This window comes from Hymenobacter guriensis (genome assembly GCF_015773195.1).
GTDB classification, from domain to species: domain Bacteria; phylum Bacteroidota; class Bacteroidia; order Cytophagales; family Hymenobacteraceae; genus Hymenobacter; species Hymenobacter guriensis.
Window position 1 is genome coordinate 1 of the sequence record NZ_JADWYK010000003.1, and the last position, 16,001, is coordinate 16,001.

Genomic DNA, 16,001 nt, shown 5'->3' on the forward strand with positions numbered 1-16,001 from the left:
CCGTGGAGTACTTGTCCCATAACTGAGTGCGAAAGTCCTGCCCGGAAAATACACCATCACGCCCTGGGACTATACACATAGGCAAGGCGGACAGAAGAAGGACGTATATTTCTTCTGTCATGGCAACAATATTCAGCGGGATATCACCCGACAAACAACGCAAGTACGACAAGGCGTTCAAGGCCGAGGCCCTGCGCCTGGCCAGCGAGAGCCGCAGCACGCAGGCGGTCGCGCGGCAGCTGGGCATCAGCCCCAAGCTGCTTTACCGCTGGCAGCAGGCCCAACTCGTGGCCGAAGTGGGCAGTGAAGAAGTGGCCCGTGCCCCGGAAGTGCGTGCCTTGCGGTCCCGCCTCAAACGGGCCGAGCAGGAGCTCGATGTTTATAAACAAGCCTTGGTCAGCAAGGCCCTGCGCCGCGCCCTGGTGGTGCGCCGCCCGCCGGCCGGGCTCGTCGTGCACTCCGCCCAGGGCAGTCAGTACACGGCCACCCGCTTCAAGCAACTGCTACGACAACGCCCACGCCGAATCGTTTTGGAGCTGCTTCAAAGCCGAACTGCTCGACGGCGGCTACTTCTCCGGCCTGGCCGAGGCCAAGCTCGGAATCAGCCACCACATCGCCTACTACAACGCCGAGCGGCGGCATTCTGCGCTCGGCTACCTTGCCCCATACCACTTCGAAACTCATCTTCAAACAACGTCCCAACTCTGTCCGGCTTAGCTAGACCACCTCAAATTGCAGCTTAGCTGAGGAAACCTGGACCCAGGCAAGCATCCATTGCTACTCTAAGCCCGGACGAGTAGTCAGGTGCTTGCGAATGGAGGCTTGGCCAACTCGTCCGTGAGCCTGGGCAGTTGCCAACCCTTGCCCAGAGGCCTGCGTTAAACCGGTCAGCCGCCAATTTCCTGAGAATAGGATTTTACAGCTGTTTTTCAAAAATGGCGCTTTGAATAAAGCCCGAAGCCTAAAAGACTTTTTCTCAAGAAAAATTGGCTTGCGTTTCTGTCTTGCGTAAGGCTACAATTGCAGCGTTTATCAAAAACATTTCAAAACCTGAAAACCATGAGAAGACTACCCGTCTATTTATTACTGGACACATCTGGTTCCATGACCGGAGAGCCCATTGAAGCAGTTAAAAATGGCGTTCAGGTCATGATCAGCTCGTTGCGGCAGAATCCGCAGGCTATTGAGACTGCCTTTATCAGCATCATCACCTTTGATAGTGAGGCAAAGCAAGTGGTGCCGTTAACCGATCTGGCTTCGTTTCAGATGGTGGACATCCGAGCTACCGGCACGACCAGCCTGGGCGAGGCGCTTAAGTTGGTTTCTACCTGCATGGACAATGAGGTGACCAAAACCACGGCGGAGCAAAAAGGCGACTGGAAACCCCTGGTGTTCATCATGACGGATGGTATTCCCACCGATGACTGGCAGCTTGGCCTGGAAGAGTTCAGAAAACGGAAAACGGCCTTTACCGTGGCCTGCGCCGCAGGCAGCGCCGCCGATTCTTCGCTGTTAAAGCAGATCACGGAAAATGTCGTAACCCTGGATACCGCCGACAGCCAAAGCATTGCCAAGTTCTTTACCTGGGTGAGTGCCTCCATTGGCGTTTCTTCTACCAAAGTAGAGGATGGCGGCCAGGAAGTAACCGGTATGGGTGAACTGCCCCCGCCTCCTGCTGAGTTGAATATCGTCACGTAAGCGAGTAGCTCCTCCCCAGACAAGGAAGAGGCTGGAGAAGATCTTCATCAGCCTCTTCCTTGTTTTCTTAAGCAGCAGGCCCAGCGACAAAAGACGATCAGGCCGCTAACTACCCTGTAGCCTAATAAACGGCAAAAGGTAGCCCAAGCGTGAGCACCCACAAAAAGCGTTGAAAACAGTAAGCCCAACAGCAGGAATGGCCGAGGCAAAACAACTGGTGACTGATCTTTTCAAAAGCAACGGCATCATCATTCCAGAGCACCGGATGAAGTTGTTCGACCACTTTTTGCAGGAAGAACAGAACCTTGCCATTCTCCACCAGCTCAGAAAAAACCAGGAACAGCTCATGGCCAATTGGAAAACCGAAGATAGAATAGCTGAGATTGTGCAGCAGCCCATTCGTATTCCAAATGCTACCGTGGGGAAGCCCTATGCGGCTCCCTTTGACTTCGAGAAATATGGCTGGAACGACCTTGTGGCCTTCCGGATAGAAGGTCTTGAAGCTCTGGGGCTGACCTACAGCGCCGAAAACAACCAGATTACCGGGGTTCCTACCCAAAGCGGCGACCTGAAATTTTCGGTTTTCTTCAAAGTGGAAGGCCAACCGGAGGAAGCTCCCTTCCACCAAAAAGAGATTCTGCTCATCATCAACCCCGATCCGAAAGGCCTCTGGAAAAACCTGGCGAGCGACAGGAACGACCCCTACTGGAAGGAAGACGAGGTCACCTTGTTCGCTCCCCTGGGCGACCGGCACCTGCTGGTTTCCTCCAAACGCGGCCGCTCCCACGCCACGGTGGGCTCGTTCCGGGAAGATGACTTTGCGTTCAAGGAGCTGCCCAATGGCTGGAACGTGGTGGTAGTGTCTGACGGAGCCGGGAGTGCGAAACTTTCCCGAAAAGGATCCGCGCTGGCCTGTGCCGGCGTGGTCAGCTATTTCCTGGACCCCGCCTCCGTCGAAAGCATGGCCGAGTTTGACAGCCTGGTGCAACAGCACGCGAGCCAGACCGGGGAGGACACCCAGAAAAACCTGAACCGTTTCGTGTACAACACCCTGGGCAAAGCGGCTTTTCAGGTGCACAAACAACTGGAAAGCTTCGCCAAGGCGCAGGAGGTCCCGTTGAAAGAGTTGAGCAGTACGCTCATCTTCACCTTGTTCAAGAAGTATGACGTGGGGTACGCCTTGCTTTCCTTTGGCGTAGGCGACTGCCCTATTGCCGTCCTGAACAAAGACGTGACCGAAGTGACGCTCCTAAATTGGATTGACGTAGGCGAATTCGGGGGCGGTACCCGGTTTATCACCATGCCCGAGATTTTCCAGAATGAAAAGTTCTCTACCCGTTTTGGGTTTAAACTGCTGGACGACTTCTCGTACCTGATCATGATGTCTGATGGCATCTATGACCCTAAGTTCGTGGTGGAGGCCAGCCTGCCTGACATTGCCAAGTGGCAGGAATTTCTGGCTGACTTACAGGGGCAGAACGAGGATAAGACCACGGTAGAACTGAGTACCAAGAATCCCGACATTGAAGCGCAGCTCTCCAAATGGATGGATTTCTGGAGCCCCGGCAACCATGACGACCGAACATTGGCCATTGTTTTCTAGCTCGTTGAGGGAAAACTACCAGAAATTCCACCTGAAAAAGAGTACCAACTCCTTTATAGAATTGAACCTGTGAGCCAAAGCAGTTCCATCACATTTTTCAATGAGCCCGGTCAAAACGTAAAGTCGGTGCCGTCCATCATCACGCCTGGTAAGACCTACCCGTACGTAGATAACGGCGAGCCCATGCGTGGCGGCATGAAAGACGTTTATTTCGGGCCTGATAAATCGTACGTAATTGCTTTTTACCGCGACAAGCAGGATTATAACTCCCGGGAGCGGCTCAAAAAACTGGTGACGCAGTATTACGACAGCTTCTTTAACCGGGAAGGCGGAGAATACTACAAAGAGCTGTATTGTTGGCCTACCGACATGGTGGAAACCACCGACGGGAAAGTGGGTTTGGTGGTGCCCACGTATAACAAAAACTTCTTTTTCAAGAAAGGCTACGCCACCAGCGAAGGCATCAAGGGAAAAGAGAAACAGGGCTTGTGGTTTGCCTCGGCCAAGTTCCGGAACCCGCAGTTCACTTTGCGGCTGGATGAAAGCGAGTTAGGCAACTGGCTCAGCTATTTCCAGATCTGCGTGAAAATTGCCCGGGGGGTGAAACGCCTGCACGCCGCCGGTCTGTCTCATTCAGATTTGTCCTATAAAAACGTCCTGATTGATCCGGTCAGTAAATCAGCCACCATCATTGACATTGACGGGCTGGTCGTACCCGGTTTGTACCCCCCGGATGTCATCGGCACCGCCGATTTTATTGCCCCCGAGGTGCTGGCCACTAAACACCTGGAACTGCGCGACCCCAAGCGCAAGCACGCCAACCGCACCACCGACCTGCATGCCCTGCCGGTCATGATTTATCTGTATCTGCTCTACCGGCATCCGCTGAAAGGAGGAAAGGTTAACTCCCTGGATACGGAACAGGACGACCTGCTGTCGATGGGGGAGAAGGCTCTGTTCATCGAGCACCCGACAGACCACTCGAACCGGCCTAAACTGGATCAGGTGTCCAAGTGGACGCTGCCCTGGGCGGATGTTTCCAAGCTGCCCTACACCATCACGGGTCCGTACCTGAAGGCGTTATTCGATCAGGCCTTTGTAACCGGACTGCACGACCCTAACCAGCGGCCTAATGCTGACCAATGGGAGCAGGCCCTGCTCAAAACCACCGATCTGATGCAGCCCTGCAGCAACCCTAACTGCCAGCAGAAATGGTTTGTGTTTGATAACACTGCTTCGCCCAGGTGCCCGTTTTGCGGCACGCCGGTGAAAGGTACCCTGCCCGTGCTGGACCTGTACTTTGAATTTAAACCCACCGTCTGGCGGCCCGAGAATCACCGCCTGATGGTTTACCACAACCAGTACCTGTTTCAGTGGCACGTGAACCGGCACGTGGTCAGAAATGAAAAACTTACGGCCGAGCAGAAGATACCGGTGGGGTATTTCACCTTCCACCAGAATAAGTGGGTATTGGTAAATCAGAAGCTCACCTCATTGAAAGACCTCACCGAAGACAAAGAGATACCCGTGAACACCATGGTAGACATCACCGACGGTAAGAAACTCTTGCTATCCAGTGAAGAAGGCGGCCGGGTGGTGGTGATTACCATGGCCAATAAGTAGAGCCGCTATCGACTCGTCTCAAAAGACAAGAAGAAACTGAGAATTGAGAGGAAAAAGAACCTTAAAACGCACAAACACCTACCAGGATGAAAATCAAGCCACTAGGAATTATTGTTGTCCTTTTGATTATGGGGGTACTGGCCTATTTCGCCCTCAGTCCTCGCTTGACAGGGGGAAATAGCGACTATAGTACCTCTGCTACTACCTCGCCCACCATACCCGGCAGCAACCGGACCACGGACAATCCTACGGAAGTACCGGCGGCAGCAACTACCCCTGCTGCCGGCCCTGCCGAGGAAACCCGGGAATTCAGCTACACGCCCGAGAAGCCGGAAAATGGCACGCTACGAGGGGTAGTGGAAGTAGGGGCCACAGGCTTTAACTCCTTCGTCATCAACATGGACCGCCAGAAACGCTGGGAGATTGTCTCCAAAGATTTTGGCGAGTCCCTGGCCTACGAAGGCCTGGCCACCACCGAAGACATCAGAGCCGGTCTCAAAAAATACCTGTCAGCCATGTTTGACAAAGGCGTGGCGAACAAGAACATGCACTTTGTGATTTCCTCCGGCGCCCAGAAAGAACCCAAAACCGCCGTCATTAGCAATGAGTTGAAGAAGATGGGGTATGTGGTAAACAACGTCACCGCCGAGCAGGAAGGCAAACTTGGCTTCAATGCCACCGTTCCGCCCGCCTTCGCCGATAACTCTTTCCTGGTGGACATTGGATCGGGTAATACCAAGATATCCTGGCAGGAGAATGGCCGCCTGCAGTCCATTGAGCTGCCCGGCGCCAAGTACTACGAAAAAGGAACCACCGATGAGCAGGTGTACAGCCAGGTGAAAACGCTGGCGGCTAAGATACCGGCAAGCAAGCGGAATGTAGGCTTCATCCTGGGTGGGGTGCCCTTTACCCTGGCCAAGCAACACCGCAAAGGAGAAGAAAGATATACCGTATTAAAGGCTCCGGAAGCCTACAAGGCCGCCGACAAGAAAATGGCCGCTGGCTTAAATATCTACAAAGGCCTGGCCGAGACGACCGGCACTGACACCTTTGTTTTTGACTGGGATGCCAACTTTACTATCGGGTTCCTGCTGAGCCTCAAGCAATAAGCTCGCTTCCTATGAGTTTTTTAAAGCAGTTGCTGACGCCGTTTGTGGAGTTTGAAAATGATTCCAAGCAAGCAGCGGCAACACCGAATCCATCGGGCCCCACTCCGGCTGCGGCGCCGGCCACGCCTACTTTTCTACCCCCGCCGGTACCGGCTGCCCCAGAAGACGCCCGGCACCCGTTGATCAATGGCCCCGCCACCCCCATCACTATTCCGGACCATGTTCCTACCTATTCTGCCGGTGGCACCATCACGGAACCTTTGCCAGAGCACGAACAGTATTTTGAACGGTTGATTGATGAGGCGAATGCCCGCAACCCCTTGTTTCAGGGAACTGATTTCAAAGAGTTCGTGGACAGCAAACTGGATATAGATGACATTCAGGACGAAGCTATCAAGTACCAGACCGCTTATAACGTTTTAAAAAGCACCGGCCTCACCAAAGAAAAGCTTCTCTCCACCGGACAGGAATATTTAAACCTGATTGGCCGGGATTTAAATGCCTTTCAGAGCGCCCACGCGCAGCAGTACCAGAAAGAGGTGCGGCCCAAGGAAGAACTGATCCAGAAGAAGGCGCAGGAACTGCAAACTCTTACCCAACGCTTAACTACCCTAAAAGCTGAAATCAACCAGATATCCCAGGAAATTACTCTTGCGAAAGACAAAATGAATACCGCTAAAAATTCCTTTTTACTGGCCGGTGAAAACAAGCAAAAGGAAATTCAAACGGAACTACAGAAAATAACTCAATATTTTTAATGTTTAATTCCATCCAATAAAATAATTGGCGGTGGTATAAAGGCAGGTGATTAAAGCTGCTTAAGCAGTGTCGAAAACTTCTTCAGGTCGATTAAGAAGCCGTTTTTTGCATTCTGTCGATTTGAGCGCATCGCCTCACTTTATGCCACCGCCACTTTGTGAAAGTGGCCTTGAACGGCAATCTGCTAGGTCCCATTGTGGCCTGCTCGCTGCTAACTGACGGGCAAACAGCCACTGCGCTTCGTCTCAATTCCGCGACCAACAGGGCCTAGGCTACGCCGCGGATTCCAACCCAGTCTGGCTTTACTCCGAAGACCTGGGCCAGCACGTCAAAAAGAGCTATTGGCTGAGGTAGAAAATAGTTTGAGGAAGGAGGATGCGCCGCTATGTGCCGGATAAGGGTATCTTTGAGCAGAACTTAACTTTTTTTTATATGTCGACCAAGACCATCCAGGCCGAAACCACCCCGGCCGCTACTGAGCAGACTGAAACCGCCCGTGAGGCCTTGCACCGCCGCGTAAAGCAGACCCAAGAGCGTCGCCGCCGGAAGCTCAAGCACGTGAATCCCTAGTTCCCGCCGAACTTCGCCGCAAAAAAGCTCCTTCTACCCGCGTAGAAGGAGCTTTTCTATTAGGAGAGCATCAAAAATGATGGGTAAGTATCAGCATACTGCTTCCTGGCTTGATCAAGCAAGCCATGCCTGTCTTAGTCCCCAAACAATCTTTAGCAGCTCTCTCACGAGTGGCCATACCCTTCTCGACACGCTCGAATTATGACCTTAATTAAAAATTTAGGTCAACTGTTGCATTGCCCTGGTGACTGCTGTTAGCGTCCTTTCTTCCAACGGGGCGGATTTACACGCTAAGGAATGAGCGTAAAGTAACCCGCTCTAAGTGTATAGTCCCAGCGTGGGGTGGGTCGAGTCCCTGGTAAAGATAGTCGGGTTCTTTTGCCACTGGGCGCAAGCAAATTCGTGTGGGGTTAGCCCGCGCAAGGTCTTCAAATGCTTGGCGTGATTGTAAGCCAGCAAAAAGGCTTGCCGGTGCTCGTTTAACTTGGCTGTGGTCTGGTAGTAAAAGCGCTACACGCTGGCTTCTTTAATGGTGCGGTTCAGGCGCCCGATCTGACCATTGGTCCAAGGGATGGGCTGGCTTGGTGAGACGGTGCTCCACGCCATATTCGCGGCAGAAGCGGGCAAAGCGGTGCCCGCCCGGCAGGAATGGATGCGGCTGGGGGAACTGGACGCGTTGTCGGCCAGCCCCGTATGCACCCGGTAGGGCAGTTTGTCGAGCACGCGCCGCAGAAATTCGGCCGCCCCCACGCGCGTGGCCAGGCTTTGTAGGCTTTGCTGGCTGTGTTGGCTAGCGCGCCGTACTGCCACCGCTCAAGCGGGCGCTGCCGTGGAGTACTTGTCCCATAACATCGTGCGAAATTCCAGCCCGGAAAATACACCATCACACCCTGGGACTATACAGCGTTGCAATAGTGCGGTTAAGGAGAAGCAGGTAGGCATCTCTACACTCGTTCCGCAGCCGGGAATTTCAACCTGAGCGGTTTCCCGGAACTGCGGGGCAAAGCACCGGGAAAGCTGCTGCCAGCATTCCGGAGGCCGTTTAAGGGCAGCCTCGAACTATTTGGCGGGCGAGCCTGTACTCACTGCGCCGGCCACGCGCTGCCCCAGCCCGACCAGCCTTTCAACCCGGCGGGTTCTTGGTACAGTGTTTGCCAACACCGGCTGCCCAACTGGCTGTGCTGCACAGCGGTTGGGATAAATAGTGTAGCTTGCTTTCCTGTTTTCCTGCTTATGCACCGCGCTTCTATTCTCTTCCTTGGGCTTGGCCTGCTGCTGGCGCCCGGTACGCTTCTGGCGCAGCAATCAGCCCCCGAGCCTGTGGCGGCTTCTTCCCAGGCGGTGGGCTGCCCCATCGTCACGGGCACCGTTACCGATGAAGACAACAACCCGCTCACTGGAGCCACCGTGCAGGTGCCCGGCCTGATGGATGCCTTCATTACGAACTCTGAGGGGCACTACATGATCATGACCAAGGCCCCGCTGCAAAAAAATACGCGGCTGAAAGTAAGCGCCGGCGGCTACGAAGCCCAGGAGCTGGTTCTGACCAGCTGTGAGCCGGGCAACGTGTCATTGCGAGTCCTGCCCGGCACCCGCTTCAAGCGCGACGGCCGCATCAAAAAGACCACCTCTACCGGTAAGATCTGGTAAGCGCTTTCCTGCCGCATCAAAAAGCCTGACGGTTGCTGTGTTTGTACACGGCGGCCGTCAGGCTTTTTGCATTAAACGCCTTCAGCCAGCTGCCTTCATACCTTGGTCAGCAACCGCGTTTTGCCTATATAAGCAGCGGAGAGCGGGGAATGGGGCTTTGGGTGGCGTGCGCAACTTTCGGAGAGAAATTGGACCAGAACCAGTAGCTTTGTAGACTGCTCTTTGTCTCCGCTTGTACCTATTGCTTCTTCGTGAAAAAAACCTCTACTCTGTTGCTGGCAGCTTGCTGCTGGGCTGGCGTAGCGCGCGCGCAGGCGCCGCAAACGCTGAACTACTACTACGGTAACCTGCACGCGCACTCTGCCTACTCCGACGGCAACAAGGATGAAAGCAAAAACCACTTCCGTACGCCGGGCCAGAACTTTGGCTTTGCCTCAGCCTCCCAGCACTTCGACTTCCTGGGCATCTCGGAGCACAACCACGCCACGGCCGGCATGGCCCGCGCCAACTACGCCAAGGGCCTGCGCCAGGCCGACAGCGTAACGGTCGACGGCAAGTTTGTGGCGCTGTATGGCATGGAGTGGGGCACCATTTCCGGCGGCGGCCATCTGCTGGTATATGGCGTGGACCAGCTGCTGAACTGGGAAAGCGGCAACTACGACGTGTACGTGCCCAAGAACGACTACCAGGCCCTGTTTCGACAGATCAACAAGCGCCCCGGCGCGTTTGCCACCCTGGCGCACCCCAGTTCCGGCGACTACGGCAACCTGGCCGGCAGCGCCCCCTTCAGCGCCCGCGCCGACAGCGCCGTAGTAGGTACCGTGATGCGCTCCGGACCGGCTATGTCCACCAACATCAGCTACCTCGACCCCTCCCGCAGCAGCTACGAGTCCACGTTTCAGAAGCTGCTGGCCAAGGGCTACCACGTAGGCATCTCCCTCGACCACGACAACCACTACACCACCTTCGGGCGCAACACGCCCGGCCGCCTAGTGGTGCTGGCGCCCGAGCTTACCAAAGCCAGCCTGCTGGAAGCCGTGCGCGCCCGCCGCTTCTACGCCTCCGACGACTGGAACGCCGAAGTGCGCTTCCAGCTGAATGAGCAGCCCATGGGCAACATCGTGCAAGGGGAGCAGGCGGCGGCCATCAGCGTCTCGGTAACCGATAGTGACGGGGAGGCACTGAAGTCGCTCACACTGCTGCGCGGTACGCCGGGCAGTGGGCAGCTGGCCACGGTAGTAGCCACGGCCCCCGGCCTGGGCAGCACGCTCAGCTACACCGAAACCACCGTGCAGCCCGGTGAAACGGCTTACTATTACGCCGTCATCACCCAGGCCGACGGCGACCGGATAGTAACTTCCCCTATCTGGTATACGCGCATGCTGGCAACAGCCGGCCATGCTCCGCAAGCAGTAGCCGCTCAGCTGGATGTGTACCCGAACCCGGGAGCAGGGCCGGTTTCCGTCTCTTATTTCCTGGCCACGCCGGCCGCTGTAACCCTGGAAGTGCTGGATGCCGTGGGCCGGCCGGTTTACCGTCTGGCTTCCGATGAGCGCCAAAGCGCCGGCCCGCATACCCTGCAGCTAGGCACCGACGAGACTCCGCTGGAAAATGGCCTTTACATTGTGCGGCTGGTGCAGAACGGGGCCAGCAGCTACCGCCGCCTGCTAATAGCCCGCTAGTAGCATCATTTTCTGATACCGCTCCACCCGATTCTACCTTACTGGGCAGGGTAAAATGTTGAACAAGCGTCGCCCCGGCAGTAGTCTGCCCGGGTGACGCTTGTTTTATTTGGTTACGATTGGGCTGGTAGGAAAGCGCCTTATACTGGTTGCGCTTTTCCACCACGAAGCGGGACCGTTAAGCTGTTGCAGTCGGAAGTAACCGGATGAGGTAACAGTGGATCAGCCATTAACCGCCCACCGGCTGCGGCGTTGCGAGGCCCGGCGGCGCTTGTTTTGCTTTTTGCGCTTGCTCCAGGAAGTAAACAGCTTGCCGGGATGCAGCTCAGTCCGCAGCTGCGCCATGGGTTTGGCGGCTTCGGGTGTGCCTACTGTTTCGCAGGATGCTTCAAGCGGCAGCGATACGACAAACGCCCCGATGAGTAAAAACGCAGAAAAGTTTTTCATGGCACTTAAGTTATTTTAAGTAAAACTTTGTATATACAATTGTAGAAATAATGTAAGTTAAGTCCAAGAAAGTAATACCACATGATTATGTGATAAACCGGTTTTATTCCATAAATTATTGAATGTCAATACAAATATGCGCTTAGAGCATAGTGCTTGCTCTTCTAATGGCACTTATTAAGCTGAAAGAACTTCGGGGGCCTGCAGCTGGGAAAGAATGCGGTAGATGTGAGGCTGAAGTAGATATATACTTCTTGAGGCTAACTCAAAGTTGAATACTCATAAAACAAAGCAGCCGCCAGTCGACGAATCGGCTGGCGGCTGGCCTTTGGCTGTAGGGCTGGCTATGCTTCGGAATGCTCCTGATCGGAATGCTCCTGAATAGCGTCGGCTGCGCGCTTGGTCAGCAGCACGGCACCAATAGCCAGTACGGCAACACCCAGAATTACCTGGGTTGATGAAAAGCGCTGGCTGGCTTTGCGCAGCAGCACGGCGCCGTGCTTCAGCAGGTCTTCTACGTGTTCGGTGTTTCCCTGAAAAACGTGGTAGGCACTCTCAAACGTGCGGGCAATGTCTTCGGGAAGAATTTTCTCGAGGTCTTCTTGGGTTAGTTCGGTGCTCATAGTGGCGTAGGTTGAGGAAAGAGTACGGAAATACGGGTCTTGCAACGGCTGGTTGCGAGGCTGTGTACGAAGCTGCCTGCGGCTTGGCTGCCCCGGGCATAAAAAAAGGCTTACCCGGGTGGATAAGCCTTTTCACTACCGTAGAGCTTGCTTACTCGTACACTTTCACCACAAACACAAAGTCCTGCAGCTTGCGCACCTGCTGGGCCCGCGTGCTGCCGGTCAGCTGGCTGGTGCGCGGCACATTGGCCAAGGCTCCCGGCGCGGCGGCCGACAGCGAGTCGACGAGGCGCATGAGGTAGGAGGACTTGGTGGCAAAAGCCGCGCTCTGCACGTCCATCTGCCGCCCGCTGATTACGCCGATCAGGTTGCCTCGGTCGTCGAGCAGTGGGCCGCCGCTGTTGCCGGGGTTCACCGGAATGCTGATCTGGTAGAAGGCCGTGTCGCCTTCGAAGCCGGAGCGCGCACTCAGGGAGCCTTCCCCAAAAACTACATCTTCGCGCGGGTAGCCTAGGGTATAAACCCGCTCCCCCAAGTCGGCTGAGCCCCGCTTAAAAGAGTAAGGCAGCCGGCCGAAGCCTTTGAAATCCTTATCGTTGATGCGCAGAATGGCCAGGTCGTGGGCTACGTCGGAAAACACCGGCTCGGCGCGGTATCGCTGCCGGTCACGGCTTTCAATCAGCAGCGAGTCGGCCCCTTGAATAACGTGGTAGCTGGTAATGAGGTAGCCATCGGTGGTGAGGGCAAAGCCGGTACCGCCAAACTTGCCGGGGTTTAGCTCCTCTGGTGTCTTCACCCCATCAATCTGGTTGAGGGTGCGGTTGATGGCGCGCTGGTTACGCTTGATGCGGTCCATTTCACGACGCAGCACCGTGTAGCCGTAGGAGTTAGGCTTCTGCACGGCCCGCCACCACTCAATGCCCAGCAGCGTGGCAAACACGGCCAGCACGGCCACGGAGGCCGCTACGGCAATAGTGGCGCGGTGGCCCCCCCAGAATTCACGCAGACGACGCTCTACCGGCGAAATATGCAGCGAAGGCATGGTAGGCACGCCGGTTTCCAGCGTTTCCTCCCGGGCAGCTTCCGCGTCAATTTCGGTCTGAAGGGCTGTCAGCTTGCCCCGTACCAGGCGGCGCTGCCCATAGGTATGCAGGGCCCCCGTGAGGGCGTCGAAGTCGGCGTAGCGGCGGGCCAGCACGGGGTCGGCGGCCAGCCGGCTGGCCAGTTCCGTCCGGGTGGGCTCGGGTAGCTCGCCGCGCTGGTAGGCTTCAAATAACTCGTAGTAGTCGGCTTCCGTTTTCATAGCTGCTAAGGCGGGTGGGTGAGGTCCGCCATCGGCGCGACCGGGCGGCGCTAGAACTGTTCTTCCTCCTGATAGTGGGTGAAAAACAGCTTTTTAAGCCGCACCAGACACTTATACTTTTGATTTTTAGCGTTGTCGGCATTAGTGTAGCCAAACTCGGCGGTGAGCTGCTGCATCGATTTATCGAGCAGGTAGTATCCTTCCAAAAGCGAGCGGCATGGCTCTCCCAGCTGGCTCAGCGCCTGCTCCATGAGGGCAAACTGCTGGTCGCGCTGCTCGGCCAGGGCCAGGTCGGCCTCGGCTCCGGTTACGAGGTAGGGTTCGTGGTCGTCGAGGCGGCCGCCGTAGCGGCCTTTCTCGGCCAGACGCTTCAACCACAGGCGGCGGCACACGGCATAGAGGTACGTCTTGATCTGGCAGCTTAGTTCCAGGGAACCGTCGCGCACCTTTTCATAGAACACCATCACGCCCTCCTGGTACACATCCTTGGCCTCATCCTCGGTGCCGCTGTTCTGCTGCACCAGGTGAAGAACCATCGGAAGGTGCAGGCGGTAGAGTTGCGCCAGCGCCCGGTCGTCGCCATGGCGGATGGCCGCCACGAACTCTTCATCGGTATAGGAAGGTTGACCCTTGCCCATTCGCTTTGCTTGTTAATACGTTGCGCCCGGTGGGGTAACCCGCGAAAAAAAGTTTTTCTTTTCAGGGTTACCTTTCGCTACTGTAGGTATGAAGGGCGTTTTTCAGACTTTTTTACTTTTCCAAACCTACACCAAAATGAAGAATCTGCTGAAAGTTTCTGCTGTTGCCGTTCTGTTCGCTGCTGGCCTCGCTTCCTGCGAGCAGAAAACCACTGAGAACACCGAAACCACCAACGTAGAAGCTCCTGCTGCTACCGACACGACCGTGACCACAGAAACCACCACGGCTCCCGCCGACACTACGGCTGCTGCTGCTGCTCCGGCTACTACCACCGAGTCGACGACCACTACTACCGCTCCTGCTCAGTAGTCAGTCCTGCCTCGGGTAGCTGCTTCGGCACCCTGAGAAAATAACCGCCCGGATTCCCTTTGCTGGAGTCCGGGCGGTTTGCGTTTGAGGATGTACGGGTGGAGCCCTCTACTGTTGTGCTTCCAACTCTCAGAGCTTCTCCTCCAGCCACAAAAAGCTCGCCCCCAGCAGGAATAAGCCTAAAAACCAGCCTAAGGGCCAGTCCTCCGGTTTCTTGGCCGCTAATCCGGCAGCTGACCGGTTGGAGTGCGCGGCCACGTACTGCTGCCAGGCAAGCTGCACTGGGCCTTGCCATACATCCGGCGGGTACACGTAAAACCTGTGCGCTGGTTGGCCAGGCAGCTGGGCCTCGTGCCAGCCGCTTTGCGCGGGCCAGAACCGGCCGGTTTGCCACTCGGGCAGGGCGGCGTCCTGTTGCAGCGGTAGGGCTGTGGAACTACCGTCGGGCAGTTTTATCGTCGGAGTATTCTTCAACGCCGCAGTTGTGGTCAGGCGAAGCGTGACGGGAGTGTGGGGGCGCGGGAAATCAGTTAGCAGCTGCCAGCGGGCCACTACGGGTTGTGGGCGCGCTGCAGCCGTGAGTAGGCGGCTCCAGTAAGCATCGTAGCTGCCTTGCGCGCCCTGCAGCAGCCAGCGGTAGGTATCGGTGGCGGTGGCTACCACCACCTGTCCGGCCCCAAAGCGTTGGCTGGCCGCCACCACTTGCCGACGACTAGCAGTAATCAGAGCCTGGGTGCCCGCAGCCGGACGCAGCCGGGCCGCCAGCACCGCGCGCAAGGGCTGGACCCTATCGGGCCACTGGAGAGGCTGCTCAGTTTTGCCAGTACTGGCTGGTGCGAGGCCGAAGTCCGCCCGGGCAGGCACCGTCGCGGGCAAAACGCTATTATCGGCCAGCACCACCAGGCCCACGCCTTCCTGCTGCGTCGCACGCCTCAGGGCTTGCTGTTCGGTGCCCGTTAGGCTGACCATGCTGCTGCCATCTACCACCACTACATCGTAGCGGCGCAACACCGGGGGCGTGAGGGAAGAGAGGGTATGCGGGGACTGGTTGAGGAAATCCGTCTGGGCTATCTGCTGGCTGATGCCCGTGCGGGCCGCCACCGCGTGCTGGCGGGCGGCCAGTTGGTTTTTAAGGAATCGAAACTCAAAGGATGGGCTGCAGCTCAAAAGCAGCACACGCAGCGGGCGGGTGGGCAGCACTTCAACCGGAACCGGCTCTGACGCTACTACCCTCCCACCAATGCGGGCCTGCACCGTGTACACGGCCGCTCCGGCTGCCTTTGGCACGTAGCGCAACTGAAAAGTGCCGGCTGGTGCTAAGCGCACGGAGTCGCGGGGGGCACCGGCGGCGTGCAGCACCACCCAGGTAGCGGGCTGACCAGCAGGCGCGGCAAACCGGCCCGACACGTGCAGGGTTTGGCCCAACTCCAGGCGCGGCTCCCACTGCGCAGCCGTGAAACCACTGACGGCCGGCGGGGCATATAGCTGCAGGCGGCTGGTTTGTACGTCCGTGAGTTCCTCAGCCGACAAGCCCCGACCCAGCACATGTAGCTGGGCCGGAGCCGGATACTGCTGTAGCCATGCCGCTACATTGTGCACGATGGGCGTATCGGCAAGAGCAGTAGAGCGGGAGACGGAGAACAGGGCCGGGGTGCGTGCCAGATGCAAGCGGCGCTGGAGGGCCCGGAGGGAATCAAGCCGATAACCGGGCGTGAGCAGAATAGCTGCGCCGGGGTTTTGCTCCACTAATCGGGCAGGCGGATAAACCAGCCACCAAAGGCCCGCTACCGCTGCCCAGCCCGCCAGCACCCGCAGCAGGCGCAACCGACGACTAACCCGCTGCCAGGCGGCCACGGTGAGGAAAGCCGCCAACAGCAGGCAGCCAAGCAGAAATAGTAGCGCAAAACCAGTAGGAAAAGTCATTAT

16 protein-coding genes and 1 pseudogene are annotated in these 16,001 nt (G+C 56.7%); 11 read left to right on the forward strand and 6 right to left on the reverse strand.

The features are described from left to right. Positions 1–119: 119 nt before the first annotated feature. The 8 genes and pseudogenes from I5L79_RS23730 to I5L79_RS06000 form a co-directional block, all read left to right on the forward strand. Positions 120–314, forward strand: a pseudogene (locus I5L79_RS23730) (transposase); the annotation flags it as partial. 61 nt (positions 315–375) lie between these two features. Then, the gene (locus I5L79_RS23735) at positions 376–717 is read left to right on the forward strand and encodes an integrase core domain-containing protein (RefSeq protein ID WP_394368788.1); all 342 of its coding nucleotides are present in this window, start codon (positions 376–378) and stop codon (positions 715–717) included. A gap of 342 nt (positions 718–1,059) precedes the next feature. Then, entirely contained in the window at positions 1,060–1,698 is a 639-nt protein-coding gene (locus tag I5L79_RS05975) for a vWA domain-containing protein (protein ID WP_196954119.1), read from the forward strand. A gap of 217 nt (positions 1,699–1,915) precedes the next feature. After that, complete coding sequence (locus I5L79_RS05980; protein WP_196954120.1) at positions 1,916–3,301, forward strand: PP2C family serine/threonine-protein phosphatase; 1,386 nt, start codon at positions 1,916–1,918, stop codon at positions 3,299–3,301. 69 nt (positions 3,302–3,370) lie between these two features. Beyond that, the gene (locus tag I5L79_RS05985; RefSeq protein WP_196954121.1) at positions 3,371–4,924 is read left to right on the forward strand and encodes a helix-hairpin-helix domain-containing protein; all 1,554 of its coding nucleotides are present in this window, start codon (positions 3,371–3,373) and stop codon (positions 4,922–4,924) included. Positions 4,925–5,088: 164 nt separating this feature from the next. Further along, complete coding sequence (locus tag I5L79_RS05990; protein WP_231402871.1) at positions 5,089–6,033, forward strand: hypothetical protein; 945 nt, start codon at positions 5,089–5,091, stop codon at positions 6,031–6,033. Between the two features lie 11 nt (positions 6,034–6,044). Then, complete coding sequence (locus I5L79_RS05995; protein WP_196954123.1) at positions 6,045–6,791, forward strand: OmpH family outer membrane protein; 747 nt, start codon at positions 6,045–6,047, stop codon at positions 6,789–6,791. Positions 6,792–7,224: 433 nt separating this feature from the next. Continuing rightward, positions 7,225–7,362, forward strand: a complete 138-nt coding sequence (locus I5L79_RS06000) for a hypothetical protein (protein ID WP_196954124.1) — start codon at positions 7,225–7,227, stop codon at positions 7,360–7,362. Positions 7,363–7,872: 510 nt separating this feature from the next. On the opposite strand, the gene I5L79_RS23865 is transcribed toward I5L79_RS06000, so the two are convergent. Continuing rightward, complete coding sequence (locus I5L79_RS23865; protein WP_196954125.1) at positions 7,873–8,172, reverse strand: hypothetical protein; 300 nt, start codon at positions 8,170–8,172, stop codon at positions 7,873–7,875. A gap of 423 nt (positions 8,173–8,595) precedes the next feature. Between I5L79_RS23865 and I5L79_RS06010 the strand changes: the two genes are divergently transcribed. Further along, a complete protein-coding gene (locus tag I5L79_RS06010) occupies positions 8,596–9,012 on the forward strand; it encodes a carboxypeptidase regulatory-like domain-containing protein (protein ID WP_196954126.1) in 417 nt (138 codons plus the stop codon). 251 nt (positions 9,013–9,263) lie between these two features. Next, complete coding sequence (locus tag I5L79_RS06015; RefSeq protein WP_196954127.1) at positions 9,264–10,694, forward strand: CehA/McbA family metallohydrolase; 1,431 nt, start codon at positions 9,264–9,266, stop codon at positions 10,692–10,694. Between the two features lie 222 nt (positions 10,695–10,916). Here I5L79_RS06015 and I5L79_RS06020 read toward each other — a convergent pair whose 3' ends face one another. The 4 genes from I5L79_RS06020 to I5L79_RS06035 all read right to left on the reverse strand — a co-directional run bounded on the left by I5L79_RS06020 (position 10,917) and on the right by I5L79_RS06035 (position 13,705). Continuing rightward, positions 10,917–11,141: a hypothetical protein gene (locus tag I5L79_RS06020; RefSeq protein ID WP_196954128.1), complete on the reverse strand. Its 225-nt coding sequence runs from the start codon at positions 11,139–11,141 to the stop codon at positions 10,917–10,919. A gap of 344 nt (positions 11,142–11,485) precedes the next feature. Further along, complete coding sequence (locus I5L79_RS06025; RefSeq protein ID WP_196954129.1) at positions 11,486–11,764, reverse strand: hypothetical protein; 279 nt, start codon at positions 11,762–11,764, stop codon at positions 11,486–11,488. A 151-nt stretch (positions 11,765–11,915) separates the two neighbouring features. Next, a complete protein-coding gene (locus I5L79_RS06030) occupies positions 11,916–13,067 on the reverse strand; it encodes a S1 family peptidase (protein WP_196954130.1) in 1,152 nt (383 codons plus the stop codon). Between the two features lie 50 nt (positions 13,068–13,117). Then, entirely contained in the window at positions 13,118–13,705 is a 588-nt protein-coding gene (locus I5L79_RS06035) for an RNA polymerase sigma factor (RefSeq protein WP_196954131.1), read from the reverse strand. A gap of 136 nt (positions 13,706–13,841) precedes the next feature. Between I5L79_RS06035 and I5L79_RS06040 the strand changes: the two genes are divergently transcribed. After that, positions 13,842–14,075: a hypothetical protein gene (locus I5L79_RS06040; protein ID WP_196954132.1), complete on the forward strand. Its 234-nt coding sequence runs from the start codon at positions 13,842–13,844 to the stop codon at positions 14,073–14,075. A gap of 129 nt (positions 14,076–14,204) precedes the next feature. Here I5L79_RS06040 and I5L79_RS06045 read toward each other — a convergent pair whose 3' ends face one another. Continuing rightward, a complete protein-coding gene (locus tag I5L79_RS06045; protein ID WP_196954133.1) occupies positions 14,205–15,998 on the reverse strand; it encodes a hypothetical protein in 1,794 nt (597 codons plus the stop codon). Positions 15,999–16,001 lie beyond the last annotated feature (3 nt).

Excerpts from the sequence above, each read along its gene's own strand:
- I5L79_RS23735 (WP_394368788.1), top strand. The coding sequence starts at position 376 with ATGTTTATAAACAAGCCTTGGTCAGCAAGGCCCTGCGCCGCGCCCTGG.
- I5L79_RS05975 (WP_196954119.1), top strand. The coding sequence starts at position 1,060 with ATGAGAAGACTACCCGTCTATTTATTACTGGACACATCTGGTTCCATG.
- I5L79_RS05995 (WP_196954123.1), top strand. The coding sequence starts at position 6,045 with ATGAGTTTTTTAAAGCAGTTGCTGACGCCGTTTGTGGAGTTTGAAAAT.
- I5L79_RS06000 (WP_196954124.1), top strand. The coding sequence starts at position 7,225 with ATGTCGACCAAGACCATCCAGGCCGAAACCACCCCGGCCGCTACTGAG.
- I5L79_RS06010 (WP_196954126.1), top strand. The coding sequence starts at position 8,596 with ATGCACCGCGCTTCTATTCTCTTCCTTGGGCTTGGCCTGCTGCTGGCG.
- I5L79_RS06020 (WP_196954128.1), bottom strand. The coding sequence starts at position 11,141 with ATGAAAAACTTTTCTGCGTTTTTACTCATCGGGGCGTTTGTCGTATCG.
- I5L79_RS06025 (WP_196954129.1), bottom strand. The coding sequence starts at position 11,764 with ATGAGCACCGAACTAACCCAAGAAGACCTCGAGAAAATTCTTCCCGAA.
- I5L79_RS06030 (WP_196954130.1), bottom strand. The coding sequence starts at position 13,067 with ATGAAAACGGAAGCCGACTACTACGAGTTATTTGAAGCCTACCAGCGC.
- I5L79_RS06035 (WP_196954131.1), bottom strand. The coding sequence starts at position 13,705 with ATGGGCAAGGGTCAACCTTCCTATACCGATGAAGAGTTCGTGGCGGCC.
- I5L79_RS06040 (WP_196954132.1), top strand. The coding sequence starts at position 13,842 with ATGAAGAATCTGCTGAAAGTTTCTGCTGTTGCCGTTCTGTTCGCTGCT.
- I5L79_RS06045 (WP_196954133.1), bottom strand. The coding sequence starts at position 15,998 with ATGACTTTTCCTACTGGTTTTGCGCTACTATTTCTGCTTGGCTGCCTG.